Below are 22,962 nucleotides of genomic sequence, written 5' to 3' on the forward strand. Positions count from 1 at the left end.
GGGGCTCTATTTTGCTTTTTGTACAGAATGAAAACTTAGCATTTTCATTGTATATAAGATTACAAGTAAAAACATAATTGCGCCTAGGAAGAAAATCCAAAAGTAATTTTGGTTAAATAAAAGAAATCCACCTATAAGTGGCCCTGTGCCCATACCAAGATAGCGGATGAAGTTGTACATACCGATAGCTGTTGCGCGTTCTTGTACGAATTCTTCTGTTAATAAAGTAGTGTGAGTTGGCATAGAAAGTCCCATACTAAAACCGTACAAAGATGTAACGATAATGATGAATGGGATATTGATGTTATATGTGAAAGAGAATAAAACGACACATATAATATTGAAGAAACTCGTAATAAATAAAGCTTGCTTTGTTGTGAGTCGTTTTTGCAAAAACTTGTAGCAAAAACTTCCTAGCATGATAGAAAGAGACATTGGTACAAACATAAGACCAATTTTATTTACAGTTAAATGAAATGAATTTGTTAAAATACTCGGTAAAAAAACGAGAAAGCAAAAGTAAATACAAAATTGAATGAAGCCAATAAGAGTAATAGAAAATCCAGTTTTATTTTTTAAGATAAGAGAGTAATTCTTTTGTGCTTTAGATTGTTTAATTATATTTGGCTTTGTTTCTGGGAGTAGTGAAATGTTTATAATTAATAAGATAATGCCAAGTGTAGATAAAAAGAGAAATACAGATAAGTGACCATTTATACTGCCAAGATAACCACCTATGAGAGGAGCCATTGCAGGTGCGAGGGCAAGTAACATTTGGTATAGGCTCATCGCTTCTCCGCGTTCTTTTCCTTCAAATAAATCGCCGATAATCGTTGCTGAAACTACAGGTATAGCCGCTATTCCTATAGCTTGAACAGCTCTAAAAAAGAGAAATAAATAAATGTTTGCCGAAAAGGCACATCCGATTGAACCAATTGTACTAATGACTAAACTAGGGATAAGGACAGATTTTCTCCCTTTTGTATCAATTAAAGGTCCATATACGAGCTGCATAATTGCAAGAACGAATGTGAAAAGTGAAACTGTTACATTTACAAGATAAAGAGAAGTGTGAAAAGAATTTTGAATCATCGGTAAGATAGGTGTGTAAATATTTTGAGCGAAGGAACCGAGTAAGGCACTAATACAGACAACATATAAAATGAAAGTTAGTTTAGATTTTTTCATCTTGTTAACCTCCTTGTATTTTAGTTTCCTTGGAAACTAAATTTATTTTAACATGATTTTCTCACTTGTAAAGATGAAAAAATAATTTTAAAATGGTATATAGTTAAATTGTTTCTTTGGAAACTTAGGAGGCGAACGGATTGAAGCATACAACGAAGCAAATGGAAATACTGTCGGACATTCGTACACTTTTGCATAAAAAAGAAGAACATTTAAAACGACAAAACGAGAAGTTTCTTCGTGAGACAGGTGTAAGTAGTATGTCTTTATCTGAGTTACATGTAATCGAATGTATCGGAAAAAATGGTTTGATGAATGTAACGGCAATTACGACAGAAATGGGCATGACGAAGGGAGCAATCTCTAAAATTTGTACAAAGTTGTTTCAAAAGCAATTCGTTGAGAAGCTGCAAATGTTAGATAATCAAAAAGAAATCTTCTTCAGCTTAACGGAGAGTGGGAATGAAATATATAAAGCTCATGAAAAATTGCATAAGCAAGCTGAAGAAAAGTGGTTGTTACTTTTAGATGGATATACGAAAGAAGAGCAAGACTTTATTCAAAGGTTTATAAAGGATGTCTCCGGTCATTTGGAAATATAATTGGAAGAAAAAACTCCTTTTTCTCAAGTCTTTTAAATATAATTTCTGAAAGAACTCATATATAATAGAAAAAGATACTTAACATGGTGAATAATTAAAGAGTCAATATATATAGAGGAGAGAGTAACATGCTTGAAAATACGGGGTTAGTATTAGAAGGCGGCGGTATGCGTGGTGTATACACGGGCGGGATATTAGAATACTTTATGGAACAAGATTTATATTTTCCATATGTAATCGGTGTATCAGCTGGTGCTTGTCATGCAGCGTCGTATCTTTCCAGACAAAGAAATAGAAATAAAACGGTCAATATTGATTATGCATCACATCCGAAATATTTATCGTATAAAAACTTATGGAGAAAACGTCAGCTATTTGATATGGATTTCATTTTCCACGAAATTCCAGAAAAGCATGTGCCGTTTGATTTTGAAACATACTTTAATAGCCCGGAACGTTTCCTTGTAGGAACGACGGATTGTGAAACAGGGCAATCTGTTTATTTTGAAAAAGAAGGAACGAATGATGATGCGCTAAATTTATTACAAGCGTCTAGTTCATTGCCTTTCATTGCACCAGTAGTAAATTACCGCGGTAAACAACTGTTAGATGGCGGGATTTCTGATCCAATTCCAGTTCGTAAAGCGCAAGAGGATGGATTTAAAAAATCAGTCGTTATTTTAACGAGAAATCATGGCTACGCGAAGAAAAAATCAAAGTTTGGATGGATTGCAGCGAAAGCTTATAAAAAATATCCGAACCTTGTTAACACGATGCTGAATCGTTATGAAGTGTATAATGAAACACTTCACTATATTGAAAAAGAAGAACAAGCTGGCAATTTATTTGTTATTCGCCCAGAAGTGCCGCTTCAAGTAGATCGTATGGAAAAAGATATAGCAAAACTACAAAATTTATACGAGCAAGGCTATGAAGATGCAAAGAGGCAATTTGCAGATTTGCAGGCGTTCTTGCAAAAATAATAATTAGGCTGTGGAGATGGAGTTCTCTGCAGTCTTTTTATATTGCTTTTAAAAAAGGAAAATAGAACATCGAATTTCGATGCTCTACTTTTTATGTATAAAAAAATCCCTCTTTATGAGAGATTTTAATGTGGTAAGAATATCAATTGATAAGCAAACAAAATTCCAAATACATACACAAGTGGGTGAACAGCACGGAATTTACCTTTTGCCACTTTCATAAGTGGGTATGAAATAAATCCAAGTGCGATACCTGTTGCGATACTTGATGTAAGTGGCATGCTTAAGATTACTAAGAATGCTGGGAATGCTTCATCAAATGCGTCCCAATCGATGTGGCGAACTGAACCCATCATAAGACTACCAACGATAATTAATGATGGTGCAGTAATAGCTGATACACCAGAAACAGCACTTACTAATGGGCCGAAGAATGCTGCTAGTGCGAATAGAACCGCTACTGTAACAGTTGTTAAACCAGTACGACCACCAGCTGCAACACCAGCAGATGATTCAATGTAAGCTGTTGATGGTGTCGTTCCGAACATAGAACCAATAGTTGCTGAGAATGAGTCAGATAGAAGAGCTCGTCCTGCTTTTGGAAGCTTTCCGTCTTTCATAAATCCACCTTGTTGTGCAACGCCAAGTAATGTACCTGTTGTATCGAATAGTGTAACAAGGAAGAATGAGAATACAACGCCGTATAATCCGTAGTTAATTACGTCAGATACAGCAGTAATTGGATTTGAAACGATAATTCCTTCTGGTAAACCAGGCATTGATGTAACACCGTTTGAGAATGATAATTGTCCCGTGAAGAAAGCGATAATACCAGTTAATAGCATCCCGATAAATAGTGCGCCATTTACATTTAAAGACATAAGGACAATTGTAATTCCAAGTCCAGCTAATGCTAGTAGTACTGGAGCAGAGTGAAGATCACCAAGTCCAACTAAGTTTGCATCATTTTTTGTAACGATACCTGTTAAACGTAAACCGATAAAGGCGATAAATAGCCCGATACCAGCAGTAATTGCATGTTTTAAGTTTTCAGGAATTGCTTCCATTAATTTTGTACGGAAAGATGTAAATGATAGCAAAATTAAAATCATACCTGCTACGAATACAGCAGAGAATGCAATTGCGAAAGTCATGCCTTCATGCGCTTTTACAACAGAGTAAGAGAAGTAAGCATTTAATCCCATACCTGGCGCGATTGCGATTGGTAAGTTTGTAAAGATTGCCATAAATAATGTTCCGACAACAGCAGCGATAATTGTTGCTGTAAATGCTTGTTCAAATGGAACACCTGCATCTCCAAGGATAACAGGGTTTACGACAATGATATATGCCATTGTTAAGAAGGTAATAATACCTGCCATAATTTCAGTTTTAATAGAAGTTTTATGTTTTGAAAGGTTAAACATATAAACATCCTTTCTGTTTACGAATAATTTTCACAACAGTTATATATAATATTCGTTTTTTATCTATTTTGCAATAGTTTTGCATAAAAAGTTTATAACAATTCATATTTTGTGTCTTAAATTCGAATATTAATCGTAAAACGATGTGTGAATTTCAGCTTTTTATTGTGCACATGCTAAGGAAAAGGAGTTGAAAGCAGCTATGCCACAGCAAAAAAACTTTATAACAATGCCTGCGCAACATCAAAATAAGCAGCCAGGTATTGAATCATTAATGAGCCCCCTTCCGCAGTTTGAAGATGCAAACTATAAAGGAAGTGAAAAGTTAAAAGGGAAGAATGTGTTAATTACGGGAGGAGATAGCGGAATTGGACGAGCAGTTTCCATCGCTTTTGCAAAAGAGGGAGCAAATGTTGCGATTGCTTATTTAGATGAGGAAGAAGATGCAAATGAGACGAAACAACGTGTTGAAAAAGAAGGTGTAAAGTGTGTATTGTTGCCGGGGGATTTGAGTAATGAACAGCATTGTAAAGATATTGTGGAAGAAACCGCCCGGCAGTTAGGTAGTTTAAATATTTTAGTGAATAACGTTGCACAGCAATATCCGCAGCAAGGGCTAGAGTATATTACAGCAGAACAGCTAGAAAAAACATTTCGTATTAATATTTTTTCTTATTTTCACGTTACGAAAGCAGCCCTTTCTCATTTGAAGAAAGGGGATGTCATTATAAATACGGCATCTATCGTTGCATATGAAGGAAATGAAACGTTAATTGATTATTCCGCAACGAAAGGAGCAATCGTAGCTTTTACAAGATCACTTTCTCAATCGTTAGTGCAAAAAGGGATTCGGGTAAATGGTGTTGCACCAGGCCCGATTTGGACACCGCTTATTCCATCGAGCTTTGATGAGAAGAAAGTCTCTCAGTTTGGGAGCAATGTTCCGATGCAACGGCCTGGTCAACCATATGAGTTAGCGCCGGCATACGTATATTTAGCATCTGGTGATTCATCCTATGTTACTGGGCAAATGATACATGTAAATGGGGGCGTTATTGTAAATGGATAGTTTTCATTTATAAGAGCAAAGTAATGTTAATTCCACTTATTATAGGGAGCGCTAGGGGGGATATAGCTGAAAAAGTTATGTTTCATCATACTATTATTTTTCATCCTACCGGTTAGTGCTTTTGCTAATACAGATCATTTAATATTAGTAAATCTTACGACGAACCAGTTGTCTTTTTTTGAAAATGGAAATTACACAAAAACATTTCCAGTAACGACTGGAAGAGATCGTACACCTACGCCTGAAGGTAATTTTTGTATTATAACTAAATTTAAAAATAAAGAATACCATCGAAAAAAAATACCTGGGGGTGCACCGAATAACCCTCTTGGTACGAGGTGGCTTGGACTAGATAAGAATGAATATGCAATTCACGGGACGAACCGGGAATGGACGATTGGAAGTAGGGAATCAAATGGCTGTATTCGTATGCATGACAGGGATATACAATGGTTATATGACCGAGTACAATTACAAACAAAAGTAATCATTTCTCGTTTTCATACGAGCCCCGAATATGAAGCGAATAAGCTTGGTTATCGCGTTGTGAGCTGGAATGGTCGAAAAATAGAAGAAGAACAAATTGGAGTACTTACGCTAGTAGACCGTGCGGATATATATTGGCAAGAACCAAATGGACAGTTAACGAAAGTGAAAACGGTATTGCCAAATGAAAGATATCCAGTGTACTCAAAACGAAAAGATGGAATATATTATATAGGAAACAATTCGTATATTATAGATGAAACAGGAGAGAAAGTTCGTTACGAGCAAATTCCTTCTTCGATTTTAAGTAATATATATAAACGGAAATACAATGTTCCGTAATGGCTACCGTATTATAGACGGTAGCTTATTTATACTTGGAGTTTAACTGCAACTATTGTATTTTGCTGAATATAATACAGTACAGATAGGGGGCGGTTATATTATGAAAAGTGAATTTGCGTTTAAAGTTTTCTTAGTAACGACCTGTTTATTTATCGTGTATTTATATGCGTTTCTCGTCTTTTCTTTTTATGTTCCATATGTTGATTTAATATTATTCTTCGGATTTATTTGGGCGTTTGTGAAAGCGAGGGAAGGAGAGAAGAGTATATATCGGCGCATTACCCTATGCGGGACGGCCGTTCTCGTTATTTTGTACTTTTTTATTATGCATGATTTTTGGAGAGGAATGTAAAAAAAGCATACGATTAATCGTATGCTTTTATATCTGTTAATGATGGAAGAGAGGCAATTGCACCGTAATTTGTACATGTGATAGCGCCTACTTTATTTGCAAAGGAGATAAATGCTGTTAAGTCTTTGAAATGATACGAAAGTGTATGTTCACTTTGGGCAATCTGATATAACATTGCTCCAACGAAAGCGTCACCAGCACCAGTTGTATCGACTTGTTGAATGGAAATAGAAGAGACAATAGTTTGACCTTCATTTGTCGCAAGAAGGGTACCGTCTTTTCCAAGTGTAATAGCTACTACTTTTGCGCCATAATTTAATAATTTGAGTGCAGCTTGTTGTAAATCACTCTCTTTAGAGAGCATAGTAGCTTCCTCTTGACTTACTTTTACGAAGTGTGCATGTTTTATAAAGGTTAGACAATCTTGAGAGAATTGTTCTGTATTTGTAATGAGTGCACTTCGATAATTTGGATCAAAAGAAATGAAATGGCCTTTATCTTTCGCATATTGTAACAACTGAAAATACGTTTCTTTTAATGGGCTTGATAGTAAAGCTGTCGCTGAACCGAAATGTATTAAATCATTCGTTTGTATTTTTGATAAATCAATGCTATTGAATTGATATTCACCATCTGCACCACGCATAAAAGTAAAATCACGTTCGCCATCTTGATCGATGGATACGAATGCAAGTGTTGTTTGTTTATCTTTTATGAGCATGGATGTATCGACTTGCGCACGCTGTAAAGTTTGTTCAAGAAACTCACCAAATGGGTCGTTTCCTACTTGCCCCATAAATGTAGCGTGTCCACCTAATTTTGTAATCGCAGCAGCAACGTTAGCGGGTGCTCCACCAGCTTTTTTTTCGAAATCTGAACCGTTTACTAAAGAAACATTAGTATTTCGGCACACAAAATCAATTAATAGTTCACCTATACAAAAGACATTTCTCATACAATCCCTCTTTTCAGCTTATATTGTGTGATGGTAAAGTTTAGTTTTGCATCTGAAAAGATTGCGATATGATGTTTCATGTCTTTTCGAGGAAAAACTCGGGACGTAAAGACTGTTGAACCATCGTATAAGAAAATTTCCACGATGCTTTTATCTACAAATATTTGTAGTTCTATCGTATCTTGAATATCGATTTTTTTACAGCGTTCAAATCCATATTCTCCGCCAAATTGATGGTAGAAGTTGCCCCTGTCTATAGAAATAGTACCTTGTTCCCGATTAAATGTAATGGGGAAACATTCCTCCTCATTGTGGAAGAGAGAAAGACCAAAACGTTTTGCATCTTCTGTTTTAAGTGTAACAATTAATTCATAGGAGTCTTCATCATCAAGCGTTGATAATACATTTAATCCAGCTGTTATATCTCCTGAAATGTCTTTTTTTGTTGTTCGTAGTTTTGTTAATTCTGAAACTGGTTTTTGTTTTAAGATGTTATCTTCTAATGTTAATTCACGTGGAAGTGTTAGGCAATGAGCCCACATATAATCATCAGAAGGATATGTGATTTCACTTGATCCTGCCCAAGCAAACAATAGGCGACGACTAGTAGAGTCTTCTAAAGTTTGAGGGGCATAAAAATCGAACCCTTTATCAGCTTCGTAATAGGAATCAACATGGAAATATAAATTTTTAATATCGAAATGGCCTATAGCATAAACGACATTGTATACATTGTGAAAGTTTTCTCCGTCTTTTTCAATTCCTTGCGGTGAAAAGAGAAGTACATCTTTCCCTGATAATTGGAAGTAATCGGGGCATTCCCACATAAATCCGAATTCTTTTAAGTTTGTTGTAATTTCGCCTTGGAAATGCCAATTGTATAGGTCTTGTGATTTGTATAGTAATAGAGTTCCTGTTTTATTTTCACGTTGGGCACCGAGTAACATATAGTACATATCATTATGTTTCCAGACTTTTGGATCACGTACATGTTTTGTATATCCGTCAGGAATTATATCAATAACAGGATTATTACTATATTTCGTCATCGTATATTGTGAATCCATTGTTGCCATACATTGTTTTGCATCACGGGAATCATCAGGCTTTTTTATATTCCCTGTATAAAGTAGATGAAGAAGGCCATCTTTTACGATAGCACTACCAGAATATGCACCGTGTGATTCATAGCTTTCAGTAGGGATGATGGCTACAGGCATACGCTCCCAGTTAATAAGGTCTTTTGACCTCACATGCCCCCAATGCTTCATTCCATGAATGGGACCAAATGGATACCACTGATAAAAAACGTGATATTCATCATTGTAGTATGATACACCGTTAGGATCATTCATTAATCCAAATGGTGGGTGGATATGATAAATTGGTTTCCATGAATCTTGGTTTGCAATTTCATATAAAGAATGTAATTCGTCTTTATTAGATTGCAGTATTGTTTTATATTTTGACATAGGTTTTCACCCCGTTATTATTTACTTTCTTTATATAAAATGAATGTGGCAACAAAAGCAGTGATAACTGCAATAGCGAAACCAATTATATAGTGAATCATGTTCATCATGCCAAGAGGTGCAACAATTGTAAGCATCGGAATACCTGTTAAACCGTATGCATTAGCCGCTACTTGCATCCAAACAACGTAAGCGCCTCCAATTGCGCCGCCAATAGCTGCTGCAATAAATGGTTTACCAAGTTTTAAATTGACACCAAAAATAGCTGGTTCTGTAATTCCTAAAAATGCTGAAGCTGCTGCTGGAATTGCAATTTCTTTCGTTTTTTTGTTTTTTGTTTTGAAATAGACAGCTAAAGTAGCACCGCCCTGTGCAACGTTCGCCATTGACCAAATAGGGAGTAAGAAATTGACACCGATATCTTTATTTGCGAGTAAGCCCGCTTCAATAGCGTGGAAGCTATGATGTAAGCCAGTAAGAACAATTGTTGAATACAACCCACCGAATATAAGTCCAGCTACTGGTCCTGCAAATTGATAAATTGTATTTAAAAGGTACGTAATGCCGTCACCGATTTTATATCCAATTGGTCCGATAATAATAAGTGATAAAAAGCCAGTTATAATAATTGTTAAGAATGGTGTAACTAATAAATCTAAAGAGTTCGGAACACGTTTTCGAAGTTCTTTTTCAATTGTACTCATAACATATACACATAATAAAATAGGTAAAACAGTACCTTGATAGCCAATCATATCAATATCCATACCAAGGAAATGTAAAACTGTGGGTTTTGCATTTGAAAGAGTCCAAGGATTTGTTAAGCTTGGGTGAGTTAATATACCACCAACAACTGCACCTAAGAAAATGTTTCCACCAAATTCTTTAGCGGCACTAACTCCAATTAAAATGGGTAAAATGATGAAAGCTGCACTTGAGAACATATCAAGTAATTGGATAAGTGAGTGATCTCCAGGAACTAATTTAAACGCTTTCAACATTCCGAGTAGACCCATAAGTAAACCGCTTGCAACGATAGCTGGAATAATTGGAACAAAAATATTAGATAGTGTCTTTGCTAGGCGGGCGATAGGATTCATTTTTTTCTTAGGTATATCGTTTGATGTTGTAGAATCTAGTTCGGCTATTCCAATTAGTTTTGAGAATTCATCATATACTTTGTTTACTATGCCAGTTCCAAAAATAATTTGATATTGCTCGGTCGTTGCAAAAGCACCTTTTACTCCATCGATGTTTTCGATTTCTGCAGCGTTTATTTTCGTATCATCCTTTAATATAAGACGAAGGCGAGTCGCGCAATGTGTGGCACGAGCAATGTTTTCCTTTCCACCAATATTCTGTATTACTTGAGTTGCAATTTGTTTCATATCCATAAAAATTCCCCCTTACTATAAATTCTCTTTTATGGAACCGGTTCCGTAATAAGTTAAAATAAAAAACAGGGAAATGATGTTGAAAATCCTGTTTTTAAAATGTGGAACCGGTTTTAATTTTATTATAGAGTGCCTTTATATTTTGTCAACGCTTTCTTGGATTTTTAATGTATAACGGGAGTGTAATATTTTTGGTATAGTTTTGTTTTCAACAAGCTGTGAAAGAGAAGTGGCAGCAAGCTTTCCAGCATACTCATAGTCAAACGCAATTGTCGTTAAACTAGGGTGTACCATTTCTGAAATATCATATCCACCGAATCCTGTTACAGAAATATCACCTGGTACAGAAAGAGAGTGGGAGTGAATGACTTTCATTGCGCCAAGAGCGATGTTATCTGTAGCACATACGATAAGAGTTGGGCGATTATTATCTAAAATATGTTGTACTTGTTTCATGGCATCTTCTATGCGGAAAGTTGTTTCGTAATATGAAACGTTGCAAGTCGGTTCTAAATTTTCAATTGCTTTTTGAAAACCATTTTTTCGATTTATTCCAACAGAAATATCATCTTTTTCTATCCCTAAATAGGCAATATGTCGATGGCCTTGCGATAAAACGTATGCCCCTAACTCATAAGCTGCATCATAATCATCGTGAACGAGGCAATATTGATCTTTATATTCTTGCCCGACGAATAAAATAGGGATGTTTGAATTAGCCATAATTTTTTGATGTTCATTCGTCAATGTTTTTGTTAATAAAATAATGCCAGCTACCTTTTGTTTTATAAAGTTTTCAATTGCTTGTATTTCAGTTCCGGTTGTTTGATTTGCATTTGCTACAAGCATTTGATAGTTATTTTCCTGTAATGTTTTATCGATCCCGATAAGTGTTTTCATTGTAGCGAAGGAGTCTAATCGGGGGATGATGACACCAATTAAATTTGTTGTTTTTGCTTTTAAACTTTGAGCAAATGTATTGGGAGAGAAATTTGTTTCTTGAATAATACCTTCGATTTTAAGTTTTGTTTTATCACTTACATATCCGCCGTTTAAGTAACGAGAGACTGTGCTTTTTGCAACTCCAGCCAATTTGGCGATATCTGCAATTGTTTTAGCCATAGTATTTCACCTTCGTATTCATAAAAATGTTAACTTTATTATAGGGAGAATTAGAGATGACGTAAACAAGAAGAGGGAAAGAAAAAACCACCTCACGTATATGAGGTGGAATAATTGTTAATATCTAGGCTTAAATGTATGACAACAAGTCTCTACACTCGTTGCTACAGAACTTTCTAGCGTCTCGTTTGTTAAAACAGCAGCTGTATATGAATCATTTTCAGTTTGACCAGTTTCATCTGCATCAGGCTGAACGATGATCGCACTTGCTTGACAAAAGTTACCTTGTCCCCAAAAAGAACAGTTGGAAACAGAACATCTTACTTCTGGCATAAAACCCCCTCCTTATACATTAGTGTGGGATTTTACGCCCATTTCATGTGTAGAAGGAGTTTCCTTTTCTAATTACTTTTTCGTTTGTTCAAGCCATTCTTTTAATTTGTCTTTCGGCTGTTCACCGCTAATACGGCTCACTTCTTTGCCATCTTTAAAATGAATGATTGTTGGTGTACCTTGAATTTTATATTCATCCCAAGGAGCATCTAATTTTTCAATATCCATAACTTTCATATCAACGTTCAAGTCTTTAGCCATTGGCACTACGACAGGAGATAATTTTTGGCAATGAACGCAAGATGTTTGATAAAAGTATACTGTTTCTTCTTTTTTCTCTTTTAAGTTCTTTTGAAGATCTGAAAGAGAAATTTTATTTGTGTAGTAGTCAGGACCATCTGTTTGACTACCAGTAGCATTATCAATTTTTTGGCTAGTTGAAGCGTTTTTTTCTTCCATTTGTGTTACAGCGAAAATTGCCGCAAACAAGGCGATAATAATACCACCAAATATAAGCATTTTTTTCATTCTTTCATCTCCTTATTTGTTTTTGATGACAATAAAGCTACAAACAGCGATTGTAATAAAGCCGATAAGTGCTAAAAACGGGATTGTCACAAAACCGAACCAGTTTATGTATTCTCCCGTACATGGTACACGTCCACAAGCTGCCCCAGCAGCTGAAAATGCTGCGACTTTTTGAATTGCATAGTGATATAAAGAAATACAAGCACCAATAGTTGCGATTGGTAAAGAATAACTTGCAATGCGATAATCTTTCTTTGCTACAGCGATACCAAGCCATAAAACGAATGGATACATAAAAATACGTTGATACCAACAAAGAACACAAGGCTCAAATTTCATGATTTCGGAAAAGTACAGACTTCCTAGTGTAGCGATAAAAGAAGCTCCCCATGCGGTAAGTAAAGCATATTCTTGCTTTTTTTCTCGTCCCATATTTTATACCTCTCTTATAATAGTTACATACTAAATTATAGTATGAAGTAGTATGGAAAAGAAAGAAAAAATATGTTTATCAATAAAAGTTTTATAAGGAGAAACTTTTATTGATATAAACATTTTAAAAAAGCGCCATTCTCCGGAAGAGAATAGCGCTATATTTTACATTTGAATTTGTTCTACTTCTTCTACATGCGACTTTTGGGATGCGTGGTCAATATATTGAAATAGGAGCTGCAATTGTTTATCAACTTCTGGAAGTTCTTTACTGTATTGATAAGCGTGTAAAAAATGCTCAATACGTTTAGAAAATAATTGATCGTTCGTTTGAACCATGAGAACGAGTAATTTATCCCAATTACAGCAATACGTGTAATAGAGAGCTTTATCATAGTCGTTATATGTTTGCACTGTGTACCCTCCTTACCGAGAGTTATATATAGTGTGTGATAAGTAAGGGGAAATACACTTGAAAGAATTTGTTAAGAAAAAAAGTGAATGAAAAGAAAAAACGAGGAGTTTCCTCGTTTTTTAAGCTTTTGGCATTGGCGTAGGTGTTGGTTTGCCATAGCCTTCTTTGTATTTATTATCGATATAGTTACGAATTTCAAGCGTTGATTTTCCTTTTTGTTTCATGGAAGCAGATTCAACTGCGATTTCTAGGCAATTGACGCAAGTCGTTGCATGGGAGTCCCAAACAACTTCACCATTCTTTTTAATTTCACGAATAAAGCAGTTTTTATTATTTTTATGTCCTACACTTTCACCGCAACCACAATAGCATGGAATCCAATCTAATAGTTCTGCATTTTGTCCAGCGACAGTGTAGATATCTTTCATTTGTGGATCAAGCTTGTCTAGGAAGGTAGGAAGTGTGTCGACTCCTTTTGTTTTCTCTTGAATGTCAGCTTGCTGAGTGTGCGATGCGTGGTCATGTTCTTCTTTTTTTGATTCAGAAGATTTTTGGTCATTTGTACTAGTACTTCCGCATCCAGCAAGAATTAAGCTTAGTACTGCAAGTAAAGAAAATACATACTTTTTCATTCGCTTGTCCCCTTTACAAATGTATTAATCAAATTGTATCAGACTAAGGGACACCTAGGGAGAAGTTTTTTTTGAACGATTTTTGAAGTACCATCTTAGTGAATGAAACAAAAATAAAATTGGGATATAAGCGTATACAATATATAAACCCGCTTGAGATAGTACGGTATTTAATGTGTTGATACTTTCACGGTTTGTGAAAAGTAGAGAAGCTGAAAATATGATGAAAATAAAAAACGGTAATGTAAATTTAAATGAAATATGAAAGGAACGCTTCATCGTTTGACATGATGACCAAATGGTTAAGCAGAGGTTTGGTAAAATAATTAAAAACCAAACGAAAATAATAATATATTCAAAGCGCTGGATAAAAGGAACTTTAATTATTTTTAACATCGTTAAAGTAGGCCAAATAGTACGGTTTAATTGTCCCTCGCTGTAATACATAAAAGATACGATAGCTAAAACTACATAAATTAAGGTGCTAAAAGCAATTCCAGCATGGGCCCATCGCTTTAAAGATTTTCCTTTTTCAATAAAGGGATAAAAGATAAGAATTGTTTCAAACCCCAGAAATTCCAATGCGGATTGTTTTGCAGATATAAGCATGTCAAAAGGTGAATGTGTAAAAATAGGTAAAATATTACGAAAATGAGCATATTTCATTGGATAGATTAAAAAGAATACAACGAAAATAGGAAGAACAATACCCCAAAAACATATCCCTGTCACAGAACGGAAGCCACCTTTTATAATGTAGTAAGTGACTAATAAAAACATAAGCGTAAGTTTCCATAACTTAATGGTAGGGAAAATCCAAACTTGTATCACTTCCATATACGTACGAAGAACCGTAAGGCAAAATAATAAGCAATAAAGAGTGAAAATTACAGAAAATATAGAGCCAACCCATTTTCCAAAGGTTGTTGTATGAATGCTAATTAAATCTCCGTCTTTTTCAAGCATTTTTAACATACAAAACAGCACAATATGAGTTGCAATTCCCGCAATAATAAGAGAAATCCAGGCATCATAACCAGCGTTTTTTAAAATTACACGTTGATATCCGAGAATTCCTATACCAATCTGGAGAGAATGCAATAAAATAAATGCAAAATATGGAGAGACTGTCTTTGTTTTATTCATTGTATTCATTGCTTATTTCACCTCACTATTCTCCGATTCCAGATTGTACAATATTAAGATCTAAATTTACATCCACCGCTACATTTTTATACATATTTCGAATTTGTGTTATATTCCATTTTCTCGTATGGCTTCTAATTTCATCTCGTATTCCTAAAGGATCAATTTCCTTTTCTTGAAATTGTTTTATTAGATCTTCACAGTCTTTTTCAACATTTCGTTCAATTTGTTTTTTTATATAGTTGATATTTGTTTCTTTTCTTAAATCAATCCAATTAGGAGAGTTTTTAATTAATCCATTTAATTTTAAATGGATTTTTACTTTTGGTATGTCGCCAGTTTGATCTATATTATACTTATTTTCCCCAGCTAAGTTTTGTATAACAACCATACCTTTATGTTTATCCTTTTTTATCGCTGCTTCGTAACGTCCATTTTTCGTAGGATTAATAAGTAATTTTGCTAAAACAGAATGTCTTTTATCCGTATACATGACGACTTTATCGCCTTTTAAAAAGGCAAGCCCTTTGACAGCGACAGAATGATTATCGTCCATTTTAATATAAGGAACATAGGCATCACATACGGAAGAGTAATAATTATATAAAAAAGTGTTTAATTCGGTTTGTGGAATGTTTTCATTTCTTATATTTTGTTCGAGTAAGTCAGCAATATATAAAGACCCATTTTTTTTTCCGTAATTTAAAAGCTCTTCAGCTGATCCATCTACAATTGCTAGTTGTACATCACGCCCGATATTTGGGTCACGTTGTAAGTTAGTAATAATCTCTCCCATTCCGCGTTCTCCTAGAGCTTTTCCAAATAGGACGACACGCATTTGACCTACAACGACATTGTGAGGAGATTTTGCATTTAATCGTGAAGCGATTGTCTCAAGTGAACGGGCAGATGTTGATTGCGTTTCTGGTTTAGACTTTACACCATGTGTGTACTCTGGGAATAGAATAGTTCCTTGGAATCTTTTCTTTTTTGTGATGTCAAATCCAGCGATATGAATAATACGCTGCGTATCCACTATATAGGTTTGTGTACAGCCAGTTTGTAAAATGAAGAAGATAATGATAATAAGGTGCAATAAAAATTTTTTCATTCATTCTCACCATCACGTTTTTGCTTCGCTTTGTTTGGATTATAGCGCCATTTTGATTTTGGTCTAAGAAAAGAAGGTCTTTGAGCTGTTTGACTAAATGGTAATCGAAGAAAACCTTCTGCTGTACCTAAACCACGAAATGGATATAAAGGTAATAAATAAGGTGATCCAAGTGATTTTAATTTAATTAAATGAGCTAAAATAAATACAAATCCGACAATAAGACCTAATCCTCCGAATGCACCGGCTAAAAGAATAAGTGGAAAGCGTAATAACCGGATAGTAGAAGACATCTTTACGGTCGGTGTTGTGAAAGATGCAAGAGCGGATAAAGCAACTGCAATTAATAAAATTGTACTAGTCAAAGCTGCCTCCACGGATGCTTGGCCAATTACAATCCCCCCAACAATACCAATCGTTTGTCCGACTTTTGTCGGTAAACGCGCTCCAGCTTCACGAAGCAATTCAATTGTAATTTCTAAAAAGAGTGCTTCTAGAATGGGAGGGAAAGGTACGTTAGCTCTCGAGAAAATAATAGGACCTAGTAAATCAGCTGGAATCATTTGATAATGATATGTTAAAGCCGCTGTATAAATAGCGGAGGAAAAAAGAGAAAATATAGCTCCGAAAAAACGAATAATACGAAAGAACGATCCAATCATCCACGGTAAATAATAATCTTCTGGTGAAATGAAAAAATCCAGTAACGTTGTTGGTCCTGATAAAGCATATGGAGAGCCATCTGTTAAAATTAAAACTTCCCCGTTAATTAATGCAAATACAGCTCGATCTAATCGTTCTGTAGGTAATAGAACTGGAAAAGGTGAATTGCTATTATCACTAATAAATTGCTCAATCATAGTTGAATCAAACGGGACATCAAAGTCAATGTCTTCTAGCCGTTGTATTGCGGTGTTGATAAATTGTTCATTTGTAATTCCTTCTATATAAGCAACTGCTACTTTCGTTTTTGACATAGATCCGACGGTAACTTCTTTAAAAATGAGTTGCTCCGTTACGATATTTCGGCGTAATAAGTGGATATTTGTATCAAGGTTTTCAACGAAACCGATTTTAGGCCCGATTACGCTATACTCATTTTCTGTATCGTTATATAATCGTGTTCCTAAAACAGTACTTTCGGCACGAATTAAAGCATATTGATCAGGATTCGAATTGTTTTTTAAGCGTATTAAAATATATCCACCTAATAATTTCTCACGAATATCATCAATAGAAGGGGAGGTAATAATGTCTTCAATAGAGACGATATTACATAAATCAGAGATGTTTTGGATTTGTTCCGATTCCTTTTTTAGAGGAGTTAAAATGAATTGTTTAATAATAAGTGCTTCCACGACAGATTTATAATAAAACAAGCACAATGTTTCATTTTCAAGTACGTTATGAGAAACAAAGTCGCTTGATTCTTTCATGGTTTGTATAAATTCTGGAATAGAACAAAGTGTTTTTGTATTAGTCTTTTTTGATTTTTTAGATGATAAACCGAACATTTTCTCACCCCTAACTTACATCATTTACTTGTGTTAGTTTTTGGGAAAGACGGGAATTTATACTTAAAAATTGAAAGTTCATAAAGAAAAGGAAGAGTGGTGAATGCCTCTTCCTTTTTAGCATTTTAATTTGTTTTTTGTTCTTTAATAGACTTCACTAATTTCATCATTTCCGCTCGTATATCTTCTCTTTTTACATTTAATTTTTCGGCAATTTGTTTAATGTCCATTCCATCTTTTTTCATCTTTAATACATCATCAAGAGGAGTATTGCTTTTTTGAGAGATGATTGTTAACACAGTAAGATGACGCAATTTGATGTTATATTCTTTCATTTTTTGCTTTAGCTGATCCGGTGTGGATTTTTGCATAGTTGCTAACTGTTGTAGCAGTTCTTGCTTTGTTTCTTTATTCATATGATGCTTTTTCAGCTTACTTGGATCTATACCGAAATGCTCGGCTGTTTTCTCCCAAGATTTATTTTGCTTATAGTAAGCTAAAACATCTTTTATTTCTTTATTACTAATTCTTGCAATATGAGCAGCTTTCCAAATTTCATGTTTGTTATAGCCGAGTTTTTCTAGCGATTGCATTTCTTCTTCTGAAATTGGGTTATGGTGATGCAGTGTTACTTCTTTTGGCGTGGCAGCGGATATAGGGAAGGTGGATATCCCGCATAATAATGCTGCCATAGTCATACAAACAGCGATTTTTTTGTACATGTAAACTCCTCCTAGATGGATAATGTAGAAAACTGTACACATATCATTTCCATAAAATGTGAAATACTTGTGAACAAGTTAAGTTTTTTTATTCACAGCATGGAATGACGTTTTTAGAAGTTTTCCAACATAAAACATTGATTAATAGTAAAAAACTAAGGTATAATCGAAATTGAAAATCAATATCAATACTAATGATAAACTTATACATATAGATAAAAATAAGGGAGAGATAAATATGACTACATATACTTCCATCGCTAATGTGATTAAAGAAAGACGCTCTGTTCGTACATTTACAGACAAAGCAGTAGAAAAAGATTTATTAATTGAACTATTAAACGACGCAACATGGGCACCAAATCATAAGCACCGTGAACCATGGAATTGTAAACTATACATCGGAGAAGGCCGCAAGAAATTAGTAGATGCGGTATTAAACTCTTTCACGGAAGAAGAAAGAGCGAAACGCGGTAAAATTTTATCAGATCGTTTCTTAAGCACGCCTGCACAAATCGTTGTATATATAAATGAAGATCCACGTCAAATTCAACGTGATGAAGATTACGCTGCAACATGTGCATTTATGCAAAACTTCCAACTTCTTGCTTGGGAACGTGGATTAGGTTGCGTTTGGAAATCAGGCGGATTAAACTACAATCCATTATTTATAGAAGGAATCGGTTTAACAAGAGGCCAACGTATCGTTGGAATTCTTCATATCGGCTATTTCGATAAAGCACCAGAAGGAAAAGCTCGTACTCCGATTACGGAGAAGATGGAGATTATCGAAGGTTAATAGATGAGACATTCTCGTTTTTGCGGGGGTGTCTTTTTATTATGCAATCAATCCTCATGAAAGCTTGTTTTTCATCATACACTTTCTTAAGGGAAAGTGTAAGGAGGGAAAATAATGAGAGCAAGTGATGATAAAGCACTGCAATATGCGATTGCGGAAATTACGGAAATTGCGACTGGATTTGGGCTTGATTTTTATCCGATGCGTTATGAAATATGTCCAGCGGAAATTATTTATACATTTGGTGCATATGGGATGCCGACAAGGTTTTCACATTGGAGTTTTGGAAAACAATTTTTCAGAATGAAATTACAATACGATTTAGGACTTAGTAAAATATACGAACTCGTTATTAACTCTAATCCATGTTACGCCTTTTTATTAGATACGAACTCTTTAATTCAAAACAAATTAATTGTAGCGCACGTTTTAGCACACTGTGATTTCTTCAAAAATAATATTCGTTTTTCAAATACGAAGCGAGACATGGTGGAGAGTATGGCGGCAACAGCGGACCGTGTGAAAGCGTATGAGCATAAGTACGGAAAGGCAGAGGTAGAAACATTTTTAGATGCCGTACTTGCCATTCAAGAGCATATTGATCCGTCGCTTATGCGTCCGAAGCTCGCATGGAGTATTGATGATTTAGAAGATGAAGAAGTAGAAAAGAAAAAGGTGTCGCAATACGATGATTTATGGAATTTAGATAATCGCAATAAAAAGCAGGAACGTTCTAATGTGCGTAAAAAGAAGAAAATTCCACCACAACCAGAGAAAGATTTACTGCTCTTTATTGAAGAATATAGCCGTGAGTTAGAAGATTGGCAGCGTGATATATTAACGATGATGCGCGAAGAAATGTTATATTTTTGGCCACAGCTTGAAACGAAAATCATGAACGAAGGCTGGGCATCCTACTGGCATCAACGCATACTTCGTGAAATGGACTTAACCTCTGATGAGGCAATTGAATTTGCGAAATTAAATGCAGGTGTTGTACAGCCATCAAAAACAAGTATTAATCCATACTACCTCGGTATTAAAATCTTTGAAGATATTGAAGAACGGTACAATAATCCGACTGAAGAAATGAAACGACGAGGCGTAAAACCAGGATCTGGCCGTGACAAAATGTTTGAAGTACGCGAAATTGAATGGGACGTATCGTTCCTAAGAAACTACTTAAATAAAGATCTTGTTATGCGAGAAGATATGTACTTATTCCAGCGCCAAGGAAAAGAATATAAAGTAATAGATAAAGAATGGGAGAATGTGCGTGATCAACTCGTAAATATGCGGACAAATGGTGGGTTCCCGTACTTAGTAGTAGAAGATGGAGACTACTTAAAGAACGGAGAATTATACATTAAACATAGTTACGAAGGAATCGAGCTCGATTTAAAATACTTAGAAAAAGTATTACCATATCTTCATCAGCTATGGGGAAGAACGGTGCATATGGAGTCGATTGTGGAGAGTAAGGGCGTTGTGTTTTCTTATGATGGGAAGATGGTGCATCGGAAGTATGTGTGAGGGGAAGAACGGACATAGCATACTGTGTCCGTTCTTTTTATTTGGAACAAAGTTAAATATGCTATTCTTGAAAAAAGGGAGTTACATAGAGAAATGGAGTGATTTAAATGAGCAAAGTAGGGATATGTAAGGTTGATATTACGCCGCCTGTAGGTATTGATTTTGTCGGATATCATAGAGAGACAGGCATAAATAATGTTGAAGAACGTATTTACGGGACAGTTTTTGTATGTGAAAAAGATGAAATGAAAACGAATCCATTTTGAAGAAGATGAATCAAAATGGATTCGTTTTTTGTTTACCAGACAGGTCGTATATTTGATGATAATTTCTCTGTATTTTCTTTAGTAACGAATGTTGTTAAATCTTCTTTTAGCATCTGCATTCGTTCTGTACCTATGTTTTCAATCCATCGCTGTTCTATTTCAGCTACTATTTCTTCTTTTGCTTTCATTACTGACAAACCACGTGCGGTTAAAACGATGATTTTACCTCTTTTATCAGTAGGATGTGTTTTGCGTGTAACGTAGCCATTACTCTCAAGAGAATCCACCATTTTACTTACAGCTTGTTTGGAAATCCCCAAATACTCAGCTAGCTCTATACCAGTTGCCCCATTAGGAAGGATGCGTTTGAACATAAAACCATGTGCTGGCCTAATATCTTCAAATCCTAATTCACTTAATTTGTCATGTAGCTCAGTGATTAATGTGCTAAATGATAATGATAAAAGTGATGTAAGATCTAACTCGTTGAATGTTTGATTCATGTATATAACCTCCGTACTTGTAGTCAATTAAGTTGACTATATGTAATACCTATTGTACTATGCGTAATATAGTCAATCAAATTGACTATATTATGTTGGTAGAACAAATAATGATTTATATAATATAGAATCAATGGAGGTTTCACATGGTTAATATCGTGAAAATTAGAGGGAGTGTATTTGCACCGTATGCATCGCTGGAACCTATTAAGGACCCTGCAACAGGAAGAGTGTTTGAATATGCTGGAGATGCACGTGAGTTTACACCACAAGCTGTGAACACAAAGCGTTCAAGGTTAGAACAAGAAGTGAATATTGATTTTTATAAAAGAGAAATTTTCACATATGCAGATGCTTGTATCGTCACCGTGAAGATTACAAATTCAGATGGCTCAATTGAGTATCAAAAGGGAGAAACAAGTACAGAAAACATTGTATGTACAAATATTGTATGGAGTGAAGATGAAGTTTCATTTGAAATGAGAGCAAGTGCAAGTAATCCTTTAAACGCAGCAGCACCTGCAGCTGATTATTTTTTGACTATACGAGCTAATGAAAGTGGCACTGTGAATATTGAAGGTGTACATGATGGTTTCCCTTGCTATGAATTTTATAAACAAGTAGATTTTGGTTCGTTTGAATTGATATACACACATGATTTCAGAAAAACGGATGATACCCCAGCAGCACTAGCTGGAGAGATGGAATATAGCTTTAAAACGACAGTCTAAACATAAATATAGCGCTATTTTTTAGAAGGAAATAGAAAAGTAAAAGAGAAATCTATTGGTTTTAGGATTGAAATTATGGTCTGTTTTATTTAATAAGCATTCAGCATCTAAAATAAAATTATAGAGGTGTTTCTTATGACTAATATCGTGAAAATTAGAGCCAGTGTATTTATTCCAATGTCTTGGACTGAGGCTAAGAAGGATATGGAAACAGAAAAAGTAATTCAATTCGAAGGTGATTCACGTGAATTCACACCGTATGCGGTAAATGCGATGCGCTCTAGAGTTGAGCAAGAGGTAGTAGTTGATTTCTATAAAGAAGAAGTGTTTTCATATGCGAACACGGGTATTACGACCGAGAAGATTACAAGTCCAGATGGTTCTGTGAGTAAAAGAACAGGGAAAGCAAGTACAGAAAATATTGTGTGCACTGATATCACATGGAATTCTGAAGGTGTGCAATTCAAAATGAGTGCGAGTGCAAGTAATCCATTAAATGTATATGCACCTCCTGTGGATTATGTATTAAATGTATGTGTGAAACAGGATGGTAGTATTGATATTCAAGGGGAGCATGATGGATTCCCTTGTTTTGAATTTTATAAGCAAGTAGATTTCGGTTCATTTGAAAAAATATATACACATGATTTTAGAGAAACTGGTGATACAGCGGCAGCCCTAGGCGGGAACATGGAGTATAGTTTTACAAAGAGATTATAGGAAGTATGATAATAGAACGATGGATTGATTCATTCGTAAAGAACTTGGAAATATCTAAGTTCTTTTTTTGTTTCAAATTTGTGAAAGACATATTGATTGAAATTAAATTTTTTATAATTTATTATATACCCGTACAGGTATAGGTTTTATATGTGTGATATATGAGGGAATTAAATAATAAA

Annotated in this window: 25 protein-coding genes and 1 pseudogene; 10 read left to right on the forward strand and 16 right to left on the reverse strand. The window is 35.0% G+C overall.

What is annotated here, in order from left to right; all coding sequences use genetic code 11:
* Nucleotides 1-6 precede the first annotated feature (6 nt).
* Entirely contained in the window at nt 7-1,188 is a 1,182-nt protein-coding gene (locus ACTFR3_RS26430; protein ID WP_000748727.1) for an MFS transporter, read from the reverse strand.
* 140 nt (nt 1,189-1,328) lie between these two features.
* Here ACTFR3_RS26430 and ACTFR3_RS26435 point away from each other — a divergent pair, with 140 nt between their 5' ends.
* Nucleotides 1,329-1,790, forward strand: a complete 462-nt coding sequence (locus ACTFR3_RS26435; RefSeq protein WP_000683326.1) for a MarR family transcriptional regulator — start codon at nt 1,329-1,331, stop codon at nt 1,788-1,790.
* A gap of 128 nt (nt 1,791-1,918) precedes the next feature.
* Nucleotides 1,919-2,773, forward strand: a complete 855-nt coding sequence (locus ACTFR3_RS26440; RefSeq protein WP_322372564.1) for a patatin-like phospholipase family protein — start codon at nt 1,919-1,921, stop codon at nt 2,771-2,773.
* Between the two features lie 125 nt (nt 2,774-2,898).
* Here ACTFR3_RS26440 and ACTFR3_RS26445 read toward each other — a convergent pair whose 3' ends face one another.
* A complete protein-coding gene (locus tag ACTFR3_RS26445) occupies nt 2,899-4,200 on the reverse strand; it encodes an NCS2 family permease (protein WP_000482713.1) in 1,302 nt (433 codons plus the stop codon).
* 202 nt (nt 4,201-4,402) lie between these two features.
* On the opposite strand from ACTFR3_RS26445, the gene ACTFR3_RS26450 reads away from it, so the two are divergent.
* From ACTFR3_RS26450 to ACTFR3_RS26460, 3 genes are all read left to right on the forward strand, one after another.
* Entirely contained in the window at nt 4,403-5,269 is an 867-nt protein-coding gene (locus ACTFR3_RS26450) for an SDR family oxidoreductase (RefSeq protein ID WP_001136261.1), read from the forward strand.
* 66 nt (nt 5,270-5,335) lie between these two features.
* Complete coding sequence (locus tag ACTFR3_RS26455; protein WP_025709928.1) at nt 5,336-6,097, forward strand: L,D-transpeptidase; 762 nt, start codon at nt 5,336-5,338, stop codon at nt 6,095-6,097.
* Nucleotides 6,098-6,200: 103 nt separating this feature from the next.
* Nucleotides 6,201-6,452 (forward strand): hypothetical protein, encoded by a 252-nt coding sequence (locus tag ACTFR3_RS26460; protein ID WP_000834195.1) that lies wholly within the window; start codon nt 6,201-6,203, stop codon nt 6,450-6,452.
* A gap of 13 nt (nt 6,453-6,465) precedes the next feature.
* On the opposite strand, the gene ACTFR3_RS26465 is transcribed toward ACTFR3_RS26460, so the two are convergent.
* The 13 genes from ACTFR3_RS26465 to ACTFR3_RS26525 form a co-directional block, all read right to left on the reverse strand.
* Nucleotides 6,466-7,407 carry a carbohydrate kinase family protein gene (locus tag ACTFR3_RS26465; RefSeq protein WP_001246640.1) on the reverse strand — a complete coding sequence of 314 codons (942 nt, stop codon included), beginning with the start codon at nt 7,405-7,407 and terminating at the stop codon, nt 6,466-6,468.
* Entirely contained in the window at nt 7,404-8,879 is a 1,476-nt protein-coding gene (gene scrB, locus ACTFR3_RS26470) for a beta-fructofuranosidase (protein ID WP_000049750.1), read from the reverse strand. The genes ACTFR3_RS26465 and scrB overlap by 4 nt, the downstream gene beginning before the upstream one ends.
* Before the next feature lie 17 nt (nt 8,880-8,896).
* Entirely contained in the window at nt 8,897-10,273 is a 1,377-nt protein-coding gene (locus tag ACTFR3_RS26475) for a sucrose-specific PTS transporter subunit IIBC (RefSeq protein ID WP_440044982.1), read from the reverse strand.
* A 135-nt stretch (nt 10,274-10,408) separates the two neighbouring features.
* Nucleotides 10,409-11,395 (reverse strand): LacI family DNA-binding transcriptional regulator, encoded by a 987-nt coding sequence (locus tag ACTFR3_RS26480; protein ID WP_001140402.1) that lies wholly within the window; start codon nt 11,393-11,395, stop codon nt 10,409-10,411.
* Between the two features lie 117 nt (nt 11,396-11,512).
* Nucleotides 11,513-11,728, reverse strand: coding sequence for a DUF1540 domain-containing protein (locus tag ACTFR3_RS26485; RefSeq protein WP_001115482.1), 216 nt, complete (start codon nt 11,726-11,728; stop codon nt 11,513-11,515).
* A 72-nt stretch (nt 11,729-11,800) separates the two neighbouring features.
* Nucleotides 11,801-12,256 carry a thioredoxin family protein gene (locus ACTFR3_RS26490; protein WP_000738435.1) on the reverse strand — a complete coding sequence of 152 codons (456 nt, stop codon included), beginning with the start codon at nt 12,254-12,256 and terminating at the stop codon, nt 11,801-11,803.
* Between the two features lie 12 nt (nt 12,257-12,268).
* The gene (locus ACTFR3_RS26495; RefSeq protein WP_000532265.1) at nt 12,269-12,688 is read right to left on the reverse strand and encodes a disulfide formation protein C; all 420 of its coding nucleotides are present in this window, start codon (nt 12,686-12,688) and stop codon (nt 12,269-12,271) included.
* Between the two features lie 165 nt (nt 12,689-12,853).
* Entirely contained in the window at nt 12,854-13,102 is a 249-nt protein-coding gene (locus tag ACTFR3_RS26500; RefSeq protein ID WP_001195459.1) for a YhdB family protein, read from the reverse strand.
* A gap of 120 nt (nt 13,103-13,222) precedes the next feature.
* A complete protein-coding gene (locus ACTFR3_RS26505; RefSeq protein WP_000761036.1) occupies nt 13,223-13,735 on the reverse strand; it encodes a PCYCGC domain-containing protein in 513 nt (170 codons plus the stop codon).
* A 54-nt stretch (nt 13,736-13,789) separates the two neighbouring features.
* Complete coding sequence (locus ACTFR3_RS26510) at nt 13,790-14,890, reverse strand: GerAB/ArcD/ProY family transporter (RefSeq protein ID WP_001095038.1); 1,101 nt, start codon at nt 14,888-14,890, stop codon at nt 13,790-13,792.
* Nucleotides 14,891-14,906: 16 nt separating this feature from the next.
* Nucleotides 14,907-15,992, reverse strand: coding sequence for a Ger(x)C family spore germination protein (locus tag ACTFR3_RS26515; protein ID WP_000714133.1), 1,086 nt, complete (start codon nt 15,990-15,992; stop codon nt 14,907-14,909).
* Nucleotides 15,989-17,506: a spore germination protein gene (locus ACTFR3_RS26520; protein ID WP_000467483.1), complete on the reverse strand. Its 1,518-nt coding sequence runs from the start codon at nt 17,504-17,506 to the stop codon at nt 15,989-15,991. The genes ACTFR3_RS26515 and ACTFR3_RS26520 overlap by 4 nt, the downstream gene beginning before the upstream one ends.
* A 125-nt stretch (nt 17,507-17,631) precedes the next feature.
* Entirely contained in the window at nt 17,632-18,228 is a 597-nt protein-coding gene (locus ACTFR3_RS26525; RefSeq protein WP_000276966.1) for a hypothetical protein, read from the reverse strand.
* A 238-nt stretch (nt 18,229-18,466) separates the two neighbouring features.
* Here ACTFR3_RS26525 and ACTFR3_RS26530 point away from each other — a divergent pair, with 238 nt between their 5' ends.
* The 3 genes and pseudogenes from ACTFR3_RS26530 to ACTFR3_RS26540 form a co-directional block, all read left to right on the forward strand.
* Nucleotides 18,467-19,027 (forward strand): nitroreductase family protein, encoded by a 561-nt coding sequence (locus ACTFR3_RS26530; RefSeq protein ID WP_000214819.1) that lies wholly within the window; start codon nt 18,467-18,469, stop codon nt 19,025-19,027.
* A gap of 114 nt (nt 19,028-19,141) precedes the next feature.
* Nucleotides 19,142-20,560 carry a stage V sporulation protein SpoVR gene (gene spoVR / locus ACTFR3_RS26535; RefSeq protein WP_440044983.1) on the forward strand — a complete coding sequence of 473 codons (1,419 nt, stop codon included), beginning with the start codon at nt 19,142-19,144 and terminating at the stop codon, nt 20,558-20,560.
* Between the two features lie 107 nt (nt 20,561-20,667).
* Nucleotides 20,668-20,814 (forward strand): annotated as a pseudogene (locus tag ACTFR3_RS26540) (neutral/alkaline non-lysosomal ceramidase N-terminal domain-containing protein); the annotation flags it as partial.
* Nucleotides 20,815-20,858: 44 nt separating this feature from the next.
* On the opposite strand, the gene ACTFR3_RS26545 reads toward ACTFR3_RS26540, so the two are convergent.
* Entirely contained in the window at nt 20,859-21,329 is a 471-nt protein-coding gene (locus ACTFR3_RS26545) for a MarR family winged helix-turn-helix transcriptional regulator (RefSeq protein WP_001076792.1), read from the reverse strand.
* Between the two features lie 146 nt (nt 21,330-21,475).
* Between ACTFR3_RS26545 and ACTFR3_RS26550 the strand changes: the two genes are divergently transcribed.
* Both ACTFR3_RS26550 and ACTFR3_RS26555 read left to right on the forward strand, forming a co-directional pair.
* Nucleotides 21,476-22,060 (forward strand): DUF3238 domain-containing protein, encoded by a 585-nt coding sequence (locus ACTFR3_RS26550; RefSeq protein ID WP_000247265.1) that lies wholly within the window; start codon nt 21,476-21,478, stop codon nt 22,058-22,060.
* A gap of 135 nt (nt 22,061-22,195) precedes the next feature.
* Nucleotides 22,196-22,780: a DUF3238 domain-containing protein gene (locus ACTFR3_RS26555; protein WP_000182101.1), complete on the forward strand. Its 585-nt coding sequence runs from the start codon at nt 22,196-22,198 to the stop codon at nt 22,778-22,780.
* Nucleotides 22,781-22,962: the final 182 nt, after the last annotated feature.

Source organism: Bacillus cereus group sp. MYBK14-1 (assembly GCF_051916885.1).
Lineage (GTDB): Bacteria > Bacillota > Bacilli > Bacillales > Bacillaceae_G > Bacillus_A > Bacillus_A cereus.